The following is a 12,614-nucleotide window of genomic DNA, read 5'->3' on the forward strand; positions in this document are numbered from 1 at the left end:
TGGCGGGAAGGCTACATTGCTGTGTAAATAAAATATGTAAACTGAATCGCTTCAGTGAATAAAGTAATTATGATTTATGGTTTTGTAACTATTGTAATCTTTTAATTAAAATTCAATGCCAGATAAATATACTTAAGAGCAAGGTAAATACCCATAAGTGGTTATTTAATAACATTTTTAATAATGGTATTGACGAAGATAGTAATCATTCGAAACTATTTTATAAGGTGTTAATAACACTGTTGTTTTCAATATAAAAATGTGAGCAAGTCCGAAATAAATAAACATGGGTATTGCATATGCATGTTGATTAGGGGATTATTTGATTTTGTCATACAAATGAAAATACAGACATTTGCGATTGTCCTGATATAAGAAGAGGAGAGTCGCTATCAAAGGAAAACGATCCGTGCATCATAATGAGCCCAGACATTAGTAAAACAAGCAAATACAAAAACTGGGCGTGAAATACAGCTGAATCTTTGCTTGATATCGCGATATCAAGCGCAATAAACAGAAATGAAGCAATGGAGTAGTTATTGTGAATGTAAATTTCTTTGTTACCTGCATTGGTGACGCACTGAAATCACGGATGGCACGAGACTCCGTATTGCTGCTGGAAAAACTGGGTTGTCGCGTGAATTTCCCCGAGAAGCAAGGGTGTTGCGGTCAGCCAGCCATCAACAGCGGATACATCAAAGAGGCGATCCCCGGGATGAAAAACCTGATCGCCGCGCTGGAAGACAACGACGACCCGATTATCTCTCCGGCAGGCTCCTGCACCTACGCGGTAAAAAGCTACCCGACGTATCTGGCCGATGAACCGGAATGGGCGCTGCGTGCTGAGAAAGTTTCCGCGCGTATGCAGGATCTCACCTCCTTTATCGTCAACAAACTGGGCGTGGTGGACGTTGGTGCCAGCCTCCAGGGCCGCGCTGTGTATCATCCTTCCTGTAGCTTGACCCGCAAACTGGGGGTGAAGGAAGAGCCGCTCACGCTGCTGAAAAACGTGCGCGGACTGGAGCTGTTGACGTTTGCCGATCAGGATACCTGTTGCGGCTTTGGCGGGACGTTCTCGGTCAAGATGGCCGAGATATCCGGTGAGATGGTGAAAGAGAAAGTCTTACATCTGATGGATGCAAAGCCGGAATTTTTGATTGGCGCAGACGTTAGCTGCCTGCTGAACATTGGCGGCCGACTGCAACGGGAAGGCCAGCCGGTCAAAGTGATGCATATTGCTGAAGTGCTGATGAGCCGCTGAGGGGAAAGAGATGTCGATAAAAACCAGCGATGTAGAATTTAAACTGCGTATTCGTCAGCAGATAGAAGATCCGATCATGCGCAAAGCCGTGGCTAATGCGCAGGAGCGTATCGGCGCGAATCGGCAAAAAATGGTCGATGAGTTAGGCCACTGGGAAGACTGGCGCGATCGTGCCAGCCAGATCCGCGATCACGTTCTGAGCAACCTCGACGCTTACCTGTACCAACTCTCCGAGAAAGTGACGGAAAACGGCGGACACGTCTATTTCGCCAAAACCAAAGAAGACGCTACTCGCTACGTTTTGCAGGTCGCGCAGAGTAAAAATGCGAAGAAGGTGGTGAAGTCCAAGTCGATGGTGACCGAAGAAATCGGCGTCAACCACGTGCTGCAGGATGCCGGAATCCAGGTGATCGAAACCGATCTCGGGGAATATATTCTGCAGTTGGATCAGGATCCGCCTTCGCACGTCGTGGTTCCGGCGATTCATAAAGATCGCTACCAGATCCGCCGCGTGCTGAACGAACGTCTGGGGTACGACGGCCCGGAAACCCCGGAAGCTATGACTTTGTTCATTCGTCAGAAGATCCGCGAGGATTTCCTCAGTGCCGAAATCGGTATTACTGGCTGTAACTTTGCCGTGGCGGAAACCGGCTCGGTGTGTCTGGTGACCAACGAAGGCAACGCGCGCATGTGCACCACGCTGCCGAAAACGCACATTGCGGTGATGGGCATGGAGCGTATCGCGCCGACCTTTGCCGAGGTGGATGTGCTGATCACCATGCTGGCGCGCAGCGCCGTGGGCGCACGTCTGACGGGCTACAACACCTGGCTGACCGGCCCGCGTGAGGCTGACAACGTTGACGGACCGGAAGAGTTCCATCTGGTGATTGTCGATAACGGTCGCTCGCAGGTGCTGGGCTCAGAGTTTCGCGATGTGCTGCGCTGCATCCGCTGCGGAGCCTGTATGAACACCTGTCCGGCGTACCGCCACATCGGCGGACACGGCTATGGCTCTATCTATCCTGGACCTATCGGCGCGGTGATTTCTCCGCTGCTCGGTGGCTATAAAGATTTTAAAGACCTGCCGTACGCCTGTTCTTTATGCACGGCCTGTGACAGCGTCTGCCCGGTGCGTATTCCGTTGTCAAAACTGATCCTGCGTCATCGCCGGGTGATGGCCGAGGGGGGCATTACGCCGAAAGCCGAGCGACGGGCGATCAAGATGTTCGCCTATGCCAATAGCCATCCGGGGCTGTGGAAAGTCGGGATGATGGCGGGCGCGCATGCGGCGAGCTGGTTTATCAATGGCGGCAAAACCCCGCTCAAGGTTGGCGCGATTGGTGACTGGATGGAGGCGCGCGATCTGCCTGATGCTGACGGCGAGAGCTTCCGTAGCTGGTTTAAGAAACATCAGGCGCAGGAGAAAAAGAATGGATAACCGTACCGCGTTTTTAAACACCATCGCCCAGGCGCTGGGTCGCCCGCTGCGCTTCGAGCCGCAAGCAGATGCCGCGCCGGTTAACAACTATGCCAACGAGCGCCTGACCGAGCTTAGCCCCGAGCAGCGCTGCTCTGCGTTTATCCAGTTTGCCAGCGAAGTGATGCTGGCCCGCTGCGAACTGACCAGCGAGGACCAGGCCGCAGACGCGGCGCTGCGCCTGTGTAAAGAATTGGGTCAGCAGCCTGTGGTGCTGAGCGGCGACAGTCGGCTGGTGGATCTGGGCATCACCGAACGCTTGCAGCAGGAATGCAACGCCGTGGTCTGGGATCCGGCGCGTGGTAGCGAAAATATTACCCAGGCCGAGCAGGCGAAAGTCGGCGTAGTGTATGCCGAATATGGCCTGACGGAGTCCGGCGGCGTGGTGCTGTTTTCCGCACCGGAGCGCGGGCGTTCTCTGAGCCTGTTGCCGGAGTCCTCGATTTTCGTGCTGCGTAAAAGCTCCATTCTGCCGCGCGTGGCGCAACTGGCAGAAAAACTGCATCAGAAAGCACAGGCCGGTGAGCGTATGCCATCGTGCATTAATATCATCAGTGGACCCAGCTCGACGGCGGATATTGAGCTTATCAAGGTGGTCGGGGTGCATGGCCCGGTGAAGGCGGTGTATCTGATTATTGAGGATTGTTGAGGCAGGATGGAAAACCGCTCTGGCGCTATAGGCCAGAGCGGTATCGACGTTATGCAATCATGCTGATGATCAACACGATAATCAGGCCAACCACGGAGTTTACCAGCTCCAGCAGACCCCAGGTTTTCAGCGTATCCTTCACCGACAGGTCAAAGTAGCCTTTGAACAGCCAGAACGAGGCATCGTTGATATGGGTCAGGGTGTTGGAGCCGGCCGCTGTTGCCAGCACCAGCAACGCCGGGTCGACGCCCACCAGTTGACCGGTTGCCGGGTCGAGGATCGCTGCGCTAATAATCCCCGCCGCCGTCATGGCTGAGACCACGCCCTGACCCGTTGCCAGACGAATCAGCACGGTTATCAACCACGCCATGATGTAGGGAGAAATATTGCCGTGCGACATCAGCATGCCGATGGTATCGCCGATGCCGGTATCGATAATGGTTTGCTTCAGTACGCCGCCCGCGCCGATGATCAGGATCACCATGGCGATGCTTTTCACCGCGTTTTCAAAGGCGTTCATCACCCACTGCATATCGTGACCGCGCGCGGTACCAAACAGCACGAAGGCGACAACCATGGCGATAAACATCGCAATCGGCGAGGAGCCTAAGAAGTTGACCACTTCCCACGCCTGCGTCCCTTTCACCAGCCAGATGTTGGCGATGGTGGTGGAGATCATGATGATCGCCGGGATCAGCGGCACCAGAATAGACACGCCGAAGGACGGCAGGTTGTTCTGGTCAACCGGTACGTCGGCCTTCATGAATGACGGCGTTGGACGATCGAGGTTGCCGAGGAATTTCGGCAGGATAAGTCCGGCGCAGATCACGCTCGGAATGGTCACCAGGATACCGTAGATGTAAACCATGCCCATGTCAGCGCCGTAGGCGTTAACCAGCGCGACCGGACCCGGCTGCGGTGGGAACAGTGAGTGAGCGGTGGTGGCGGCGGCAACCGCAGGAATCGCCAGCTTGAGGAACGGGATCTTCGCTTCCGCGGCAATGACGATCACCAGCGGTGCCAGCATAATAAACGCCACTTCATAGAACATCGCCAGGCCGAAGATCAGACCAATAATGATCACCGACAGCTGCACGTAACGTAGACCGAGTCGCGCCAGTAGCGTATGGGCAATCTGATGCGCCGCACCGGAGTCAACCATCAGCTTACCGATGACTGCCCCGAATACCACGATAATCGCCAGCTCCCCCAGCGTGCTGCCAAAACCGGATTTCATGGTATGCAGCAGTTCCATTAAATCCATTCCCGCCAGCATACCGACCGAGAGTGCCGCCAGCAGCAGAGCGACCATCGAGTTTATCTTGAATCTTAAATTGAGCACCAGCATCAGGCCGATGCCGAATACAACCCACAGAATATTGAGAACGTGCATATAACGTCTACCTTACTTTGGTTGAACTATTATGATTTTGGTTGAGATGTTACAGGTATTGGTCAACCTATGATGCGATGGATGTCACATTGCGTTACATGTTTACATTAATACTGGGTTGTATGGCCGTTAATTAGCGGTATGGTCAGCAGATATCGTGATTTGGTTAACCAATTTATCGCTTCAGGTTGACATGTAATACCAAAAGGAGGAATTTATGTGCCATATCGTCGAGTCCATAACGTAAACGAGGAATAAAACATGGAACAGACATGGCGCTGGTATGGTCCTAACGATCCGGTCACCTTAGCGGATGTGCGTCAGGCGGGTGCAACGGGCGTTGTCACTGCCTTGCACCATATCCCGAACGGGGAAGTGTGGACGGTTGATGAGATCCTAAAACGCAAAGCCATTATTGAGCAGGCGGGCCTGGTATGGTCGGTCGTCGAAAGCGTACCGATCCACGAAGACATTAAAACCCGTTCTGGCAACTATCAGCAGTGGATTGCCAACTACCAGCAAAGCCTGCGTAACCTGGCCGAGTGCGGCATTCGTACCGTGTGCTACAACTTTATGCCGGTTCTCGACTGGACCCGTACTGACCTGGAATACGTCCTGCCGGACGGCTCCAAAGCGCTGCGTTTCGATCAAATTGAATTTGCCGCCTTTGAGCTGCATATCCTCAAACGCCCTGGCGCGGAAGCGGACTACACCGCCGAAGAGATTGCGCAGGCGAATGAACGCTTCACCACCATGAGCGAAGAAGACAAAGCACGTCTGACCCGCAATATCATCGCCGGTTTGCCGGGCGCGGAAGAGGGCTACACGCTCGACCAGTTCCGCCAGCATCTTGAACGCTATAAGGATATCGATAAAGCTGCGCTGCGTGAGAATTTTGCCGTCTTCCTGAAGGCGATTATTCCGGTAGCAGAAGAGGTCGGTGTGCGCATGGCGGTACACCCGGACGATCCGCCGCGCCCAATCCTTGGCCTGCCACGCATTGTTTCCACCGTGGAAGACATGCAGTGGATGGTCGATACGGTCAACAGCATGGCGAACGGTTTCACCATGTGTACCGGCTCCTACGGCGTTCGTGCGGATAACGACCTGGTCGACATGATCAAACTGTTTGGCCCGCGCATCTACTTCACCCATTTGCGCTCCACGCTGCGTGAAGATAACCCGAAAACCTTCCATGAAGCGGCGCATCTAAATGGCGACGTTGACATGTACGAAGTGGTGAAAGCGATCGTTGAGGAAGAACAGCGCCGTAAAGCCGAGGGCAAAGAGGATCTGATCCCTATGCGCCCGGACCACGGTCACCAGATGCTTGACGACCTGAAAAAGAAAACCAACCCAGGTTACTCCGCGATTGGTCGCCTGAAAGGCCTGGCGGAAGTGCGTGGCGTTGAGATGGCTATCCAGCGCGCTTTCTTTAGCCGCTAAAGCAGTGTTGCCGGTCGCCTGTCTGGCCGGCTTTTTTCTTTTCTCTCCGTTGGTATTTCCGACGGGATCTGGAGTTCACAATGACAACGACAATTGCCAATAGCAACCTGCCGGTTGCACGCCCTGCATGGGACAGCTCTCGTCTGCAATCCCGCATTGTTCACCTGGGATGCGGCGCTTTTCACCGCGCGCATCAGGCGCTGTACACCCACCATCTGCTGGAAACCACCGACAGCGACTGGGGTATCTGTGAAGTTAACCTGATGCCGGGTAATGACTGCATACTGATTGAAAACCTGCGCAAGCAGCAATTGCTGTATACCGTGGCGGAAAAAGGCGCGGATAACACCGTGCTGAAAGTGATCGGCTCGATGAAAGAAGCGCTGCACCCGGAGCTTGACGGCTGTGATGGTATTTTACAGGCCATGGCACGCCCGCAGACGGCAATTGTCTCGCTGACGGTCACGGAAAAAGGCTACTGCACCGATGCTGCCAGCGGCCAGTTAGATCTCAATAACCCGCTGATTAAACACGATCTGGCAAATCCAGCCGCGCCGAAATCGGCGATTGGTTACATCGTACAGGCGCTGCATCTGCGTCGTGAGCAGGGGCTGGCGGCCTTTACCGTGATGTCCTGCGATAACGTGCGTGAAAATGGGCATGTGGCGAAAGTCGCGGTGCTGGGCCTGGCGCAGGCGCGTGACCCGCAGCTGGCGCAGTGGATTGAAGCAAACGCCACTTTCCCGTGCACCATGGTAGACCGCATTGTTCCGGCGGCAACGCCAGAAACGTTGCAGGAGATTGCCGACCAGTTGGGCGTTTACGATCCGTGCGCTATCGCCTGCGAACCGTTCCGCCAGTGGGTGATTGAAGACAACTTTGTTAACGGTCGCCCTGACTGGGACAAAGTCGGCGCACAGTTTGTTGCCGACGTAGTACCGTTTGAAATGATGAAACTGCGCATGCTCAACGGCAGCCACTCTTTCCTCGCTTATCTGGGCTATCTCGGCGGTTATGAAACCATCGCTGACACCATGACCAATCCAGCATACCGCAAAGCGGCGTTTGCGCTGATGATGCAGGAGCAAGCGCCAACGCTGTCGATGCCGGAAGGTACCGATCTCAACGCCTACGCGACGCTGCTGATCGAGCGTTTCAGCAACCCATCTCTGCGCCACCGTACCTGGCAGATTGCGATGGACGGCAGCCAGAAACTGCCACAGCGTCTGCTGGATCCGGTGCGTCTGCATCTGCAAAACGGTAGCGGCTGGCGTCATCTGGCACTGGGCATCGCGGGCTGGATGCGCTACACCCACGGTGTGGATGAACAGGGGCAGGTCATTGATGTTGTCGACCCAATGCAGGCTGAATTCCAGCGCATTAACCAACAGTTCCAGGGAGCCGAACGCGTGACGGCGCTGCTGGGGTTGAGCGGCATTTTTGGTCATGATCTGGCGGAAAACGCCGACTTTGTTGCGACGGTTACCGCAGCGTATCAACAGTTGTGTGAACACGGCGCACGCGAGTGCGTTGCAGCGTTAAGCGCTGACGCATAACCTCCCAGGTATGACGGGTCAATCAAAATACTAATTTGGTTGACCCGTTTTCTGTTTTTGACTTGCCGCAAATGCTATAGTTCGATACCTATTCACCGTATCTGATTACACGCTTCTGACGGACATAACACGATGAAATCGAACACTTCTCAACAAAGACCCTACCAGGAAGTGGGTGCCATGATCCGCGATCTGATTGTCCAGACACCGTACCAGCCCGGTGAGCGTTTGCCACCGGAACGTGAGATTGCCGAGATGCTCAACGTCACTCGCACGGTGGTTCGCGAAGCGTTAATCATGCTGGAAATTAAGGGGCTGGTGGACGTGCGTCGTGGCGCTGGGATCTACGTGCTCGACAATGCGGATGCGCAGACCATCGACAGTTCGGATGTCAATCATTGCAATGATGCGGGCCCGTTTGAGCTGCTGCAGGCGCGACAGTTGCTGGAAAGCAATATCGCCGAATTTGCCGCGCTGCAGGCTACCCGTGAAGATATCGTCAAAATGCGCCAGGCGTTACAGCTGGAAGAGCGTGAGCTGGCGTCCAGCGAGCCTAACGGCTCTGAAAGCGGTGACATGCAGTTCCATCTCGCCATCGCTGAAGCTACGCATAACAGCATGCTGGTGGAGCTGTTTCGCCAGTCATGGCAGTGGCGCGAGAACAACCCGATGTGGATCCAGCTTCATAGTCACCTCGACGATACTCACTATCGTAAAGAGTGGATGGGCGACCACAAGCAGATCCTGGCGGCGTTAATCAAAAAGGATGCCCGCGCGGCCAAGCTGGCGATGTGGCAGCATCTGGAAAACGTCAAACAGCGCCTGCTGGAGTTTTCAAATGTTGATGACATCGACTTCGATGGCTATCTGTTTGACTCCTGGCCGCTGGATAAAGTTAACGCCTGATTTTACCACCTCTCCCACGCGGGCTGTTCCGGCCCGCTCGGCATTGCATAGCAACCTTTCTTTTCACGTCTTAAACCTCATGTAAAAAATGGTTTCCATAGTCTTCAATGATCATTTTTTTCGCTGCCCCTGTGTGATGTAAATTGATTTTCATCAATTAAAAACAACTTATTTTTGCTTGCGAAAAAATGCGCTATTTACCTTATTTTTACCTTTTCGTGCGTATTTTTAGACAAAACTGGTCTGTATTAAGTGAGAATCAAAGTAATTTCCGCTGTGGTTAGGGCAGGGCCGCCTGGCATAGCAGCGCATAAAAACACGTGGTTTGCGTAAAAGTAGACATTAATAACGATATGTAACCTATTGGCAGCAATGATGTTTTGAATGCATGTCATTTTACATGTGAATGATTCATGCCTTTTTAATCAAATGAATAAAAACGAATATGTGTAAAGCTAACATTACACATTATTCTATAATCAAGTTATCTTTCATTTGAAATAGTGTTCCAGTTTTTCTTTGTTTATTAACAGTTTCATTACTATTGTGACTGTATTTTGCCGTTGACATGTTTTTACACTGACTGCATATTTCATCGCCATAAGCGTGTTTGCGTTCAGGAGATGACTATGCCCTCTCGAGATTACCCTGATATCCGAAAAGCCAGGGGAACCCGATCAAAAGATATGGTTCTATTAAGTGCCCGTGTCGATACTTCTCTATGGGAATATGTTCGGACGCTGGCATTTGAAACCCGTAAAAGTAAACAAGACATTATTGCCGAGGCATTAATGTTGCATCGCTCTATTAATGAGAGCACAAGCGAAGAATCTAAGTAATTACTCTCTGTTCGGGTTTTATTTAAAACCCAAAATTGAAATAGGTCTTGCCACTTCATTATTGCCTTTATTGGTATATTTTTTCGGTGTGTTATTGGTGTTTCCCCTTATCTGGAGGGGACTTTTTTATGTGGGCATTCCGCCTTCATAACAAAGTTGATAGCAAAATTCACAATTAAAAGTGAGTAATAATATGAAAAAGTCAGTAGTGGCATTAGCTGTAATGGCATTAGGGGTAACCTCCGCTCAGGCAGCGGAAATTTATAATAAAGATGGCAACAAACTGGATCTGTACGGCAAAGTCAAAGCGGTCCATTCCTGGACTGACGGCACTAATGCCGATGAGACTTATGCGCGTCTGGGTTTTCGCGGTGAGACTCAAATCAACGATCAACTGACTGGCTATGGTCAGTTTGAAAGTCAATTTGATGCCGCTAAAGCAGAAGGTTCTCAGAATGGTGTTAATACACGTCTGGCGTTTGCTGGTCTGGATTATGGCCATGACGTTAGCTTTGACTACGGTCGTAACTACGGTATCGCTTACGACGTGGGAGCTTACACTGACACTCTCTCAGAGTTCGGCGGTGACTCCTTTGAAAATACTGACCGCTTCCTTACTACACGCACTTCTGGCGTTGCAACACTCCGTACCAAAAATCTGTTTGGTGCCGTTGATGGCTTGAGCCTGGGCGCGCAATATCAGGGTCAGGATGATTCCGATAAGGATCCGACGAAACAGCACGGCAATGGCTACGGCTTCTCCCTGGGCTACGACAATATCGCTGATTCCGGCGTATCTGCCATTGCAGCCTACACCAACAGTTCTGTGACTGCTCAGCAGAAACAAAATGGTTGGGATGGCGAAAACGCAGAATTCTGGGGTGCTGGCCTGAAATATGATGCAAACGCTATCTACGTTGCGACCATGTACGGCGAATCCCACAACCTGATTCAGGATGCGGACAAAGCGCAGCACTTTGAAGCGATGGCGGCCTATGTGTTTGATTTTGGTCTGCGTCCGAACGTGGCATACGTTCATGCACGTGACAACAACAACACTGATCTGACCGAATACGTTGCGCTGGGCACAGACTACTACTTCAACAAAAACATGGTTGCTGATGTGGGTTACAAAATTAACCTGCTCGATGGCAAAGACGGCGACAATCAGGTTGTTGCGGGTCTGACCTATCAGTTCTAAGTAGTTATACTAGTACGAAAAAGGCGTCTTGGTTAAGACGCCTTTTTTACATCTGTTGGAGTTTAAACCGGCTGGCTTTCTTTCATCTGTACACCGCTAAACAGCCATTGCCAGATGCCCACTTTTACCCATGCGACCACGCAGAGGATCAGATAAAAAAGCGGATTATGGGTAATGGTAACGCGCATGACTTCCATTAAATCCACATGCAAATTTCCGGCAATTGCCATATTGATAACAAAAATAGAGGCTACCGCGCTGGCCAGTAAAATAAGTATGGCATGTAACTTTGTTATCTCTGGTAACTTGCCAGAGGCCCATTGCCATAAGAATGTTGTTGATAACAGGAAGATAATAAACAATCCCAGTGCGCCAAACAGGCCAAAGTCTTTATAATCCTTTAGCGTGCCAATTAAACCCGCCAAAATAATTAACCCCAGTAGTATTTTTTTAAACCACGACATGTGCCTTTCCCGAAGATGGTGTTGATGTTGAATTAATATGTCCATTTTTACGCATTTTAAATTGAGTTTATAAATGAACAGCTGGGAATTATAAATTGTCTGGCGGGTAATTGCCGATTATTTGCGGTTTATTAAATGCTGACATTTAATTGCGGACTAATCCGAATATATCTTCTTTAGACGTTAGCCGGTTATACCCTTTTGGGCGAGGCGAAACGCTGTTTGTATAATTGCGTGAGGCTGATAAGCGCCGCAATAAACAACGCGACCGCGCCGCACACCGTGGCGTTAACGATTGCCTGTGCGCCGCTTCCCAGCAGGCTGGTTAATAGCGGACCAAGTATTTGTCCAATGCCGTAAGTCAGAGTGACCAGGCCCAGCAGATTAATATTGCGCGGCACGCTTAGTTGACGGGCAAGCGGCATCACCAGTGAAGTAGTTCCCATAAACGTTGCGCCAAACCCCATGCTGCTTATCACCAGCAGCGGCAAGGAGCCGCTGGCGAGCGTCATGACCACGCAGGCGCTTTGAATCAGCAAATTCGCCGTCAGGCATTGCAATACTCCCCAGCGTCGGGCGGCCCACAGCCAGGCGAAACACCCCGGAATTATCGATATGCCGACCAGCGACCAGAGATGGGCAGTCAACAGCGGCGAACCGGCACTTTTCGCCATTAGCGGCAGGTAGGTGGCGACAATGATGTAGCCAAATCCGGCCAGCCCGTACAGTAGAGCCAGCAGCCACCAGGACATAGGCTGATGCTCTGTTTTTACCGGGGCCGCAGCGGGGAGCACGTGATCGCGAGATGGCAGGAGTATAACCAGTAGCACGAAGAACAGAGCCGAGGCTGCCGCTGCGCCCAGCCAGAGCGTGTGCGATGAAAGCGCAAAATGCAGACCGCTAATGACATATTCATTGCCCAGCAAAATACCTGCACCAACGCCGGAGAACAACGCCGCGATCACGAAGGGATGCCGGGTATGATGCAGAACGATCATTGAGCCAAAGATCATCATACCGGCACTGGCGACGCCCGCCAGAAAGCGGATCAGCATCACCAGCGCGGGCTGCGTTAAGCTTGCCATCGCCAGAATCAGCCCTGCGGTAGCGAGCGCGGACGTTAGCAACATCGGGCGTAAGCGAGAGGGAAGATGGAAGAGCCCGAAGGAGAAGAGCAGGCTTCCTGCCAGATACCCGGCGTAGTTGGCGCTGGCAATCCAGGAGAGTTGGTCAAATGTAAATTGACCTTCCGACAGCAGCACCGGCAGCATTGGCGTATACAGAAAGCGCCCAATTCCCATACCCAGTGTTAAGACCAGCATGCCAAAAAGCGCGACGCTGATGGCATGACGATTTGAATCTGGGCTTCCCTGGGACATACGGACTCTCATTTCGCGCTGTTAGCTGATAATTGTTATATTA

Annotated in this window: 11 protein-coding genes; 8 read left to right on the forward strand and 3 right to left on the reverse strand. The window is 52.0% G+C overall.

Annotated features, from left to right (window positions below; genetic code table 11):
* The first annotated feature begins 541 nt into the window (after positions 1-541).
* Genes OGY67_RS09925 through OGY67_RS09935 form a run of 3 tightly spaced genes read left to right on the forward strand, consistent with a single transcriptional unit; the run spans position 542 to position 3,387 of the window.
* Positions 542-1,261: a (Fe-S)-binding protein gene (locus tag OGY67_RS09925; RefSeq protein WP_001102105.1), complete on the forward strand. Its 720-nt coding sequence runs from the start codon at positions 542-544 to the stop codon at positions 1,259-1,261.
* Positions 1,262-1,271: 10 nt separating this feature from the next.
* The gene (locus tag OGY67_RS09930) at positions 1,272-2,699 is read left to right on the forward strand and encodes a LutB/LldF family L-lactate oxidation iron-sulfur protein (protein WP_286573914.1); all 1,428 of its coding nucleotides are present in this window, start codon (positions 1,272-1,274) and stop codon (positions 2,697-2,699) included.
* The gene (locus OGY67_RS09935) at positions 2,692-3,387 is read left to right on the forward strand and encodes a LutC/YkgG family protein (protein WP_032941698.1); all 696 of its coding nucleotides are present in this window, start codon (positions 2,692-2,694) and stop codon (positions 3,385-3,387) included. The genes OGY67_RS09930 and OGY67_RS09935 overlap by 8 nt, the downstream gene beginning before the upstream one ends.
* Positions 3,388-3,436: 49 nt before the next feature.
* Here the strand turns inward: OGY67_RS09935 and gntP are convergent, their stop codons facing one another.
* Positions 3,437-4,780, reverse strand: a complete 1,344-nt coding sequence (gene gntP, locus OGY67_RS09940) for a gluconate permease GntP (RefSeq protein WP_003033260.1) — start codon at positions 4,778-4,780, stop codon at positions 3,437-3,439.
* A gap of 261 nt (positions 4,781-5,041) precedes the next feature.
* Here gntP and uxuA point away from each other — a divergent pair, with 261 nt between their 5' ends.
* The 5 genes from uxuA (at position 5,042) to OGY67_RS09965 (ending at position 10,728) form a co-directional block, all read left to right on the forward strand.
* Positions 5,042-6,226, forward strand: coding sequence for a mannonate dehydratase (gene uxuA, locus OGY67_RS09945; RefSeq protein WP_286573915.1), 1,185 nt, complete (start codon positions 5,042-5,044; stop codon positions 6,224-6,226).
* An 80-nt stretch (positions 6,227-6,306) separates the two neighbouring features.
* Complete coding sequence (locus OGY67_RS09950; RefSeq protein ID WP_048236203.1) at positions 6,307-7,782, forward strand: fructuronate reductase; 1,476 nt, start codon at positions 6,307-6,309, stop codon at positions 7,780-7,782.
* Positions 7,783-7,914: 132 nt separating this feature from the next.
* Complete coding sequence (uxuR, locus tag OGY67_RS09955; protein WP_286573916.1) at positions 7,915-8,688, forward strand: Uxu operon transcriptional regulator; 774 nt, start codon at positions 7,915-7,917, stop codon at positions 8,686-8,688.
* 629 nt (positions 8,689-9,317) lie between these two features.
* Entirely contained in the window at positions 9,318-9,527 is a 210-nt protein-coding gene (locus OGY67_RS09960) for a hypothetical protein (RefSeq protein ID WP_003830087.1), read from the forward strand.
* Positions 9,528-9,720: 193 nt separating this feature from the next.
* Entirely contained in the window at positions 9,721-10,728 is a 1,008-nt protein-coding gene (locus OGY67_RS09965) for a porin (protein ID WP_286573917.1), read from the forward strand.
* Between the two features lie 62 nt (positions 10,729-10,790).
* Here OGY67_RS09965 and OGY67_RS09970 read toward each other — a convergent pair whose 3' ends face one another.
* Entirely contained in the window at positions 10,791-11,237 is a 447-nt protein-coding gene (locus OGY67_RS09970; protein WP_236249200.1) for a hypothetical protein, read from the reverse strand.
* A gap of 146 nt (positions 11,238-11,383) precedes the next feature.
* Complete coding sequence (locus OGY67_RS09975; RefSeq protein WP_137377270.1) at positions 11,384-12,571, reverse strand: MFS transporter; 1,188 nt, start codon at positions 12,569-12,571, stop codon at positions 11,384-11,386.
* Between the last annotated feature and the right edge of the window lie 43 nt (positions 12,572-12,614).

This window comes from Citrobacter sp. Cpo015 (assembly GCF_030333035.1).
Lineage (GTDB): Bacteria > Pseudomonadota > Gammaproteobacteria > Enterobacterales > Enterobacteriaceae > Citrobacter > Citrobacter portucalensis.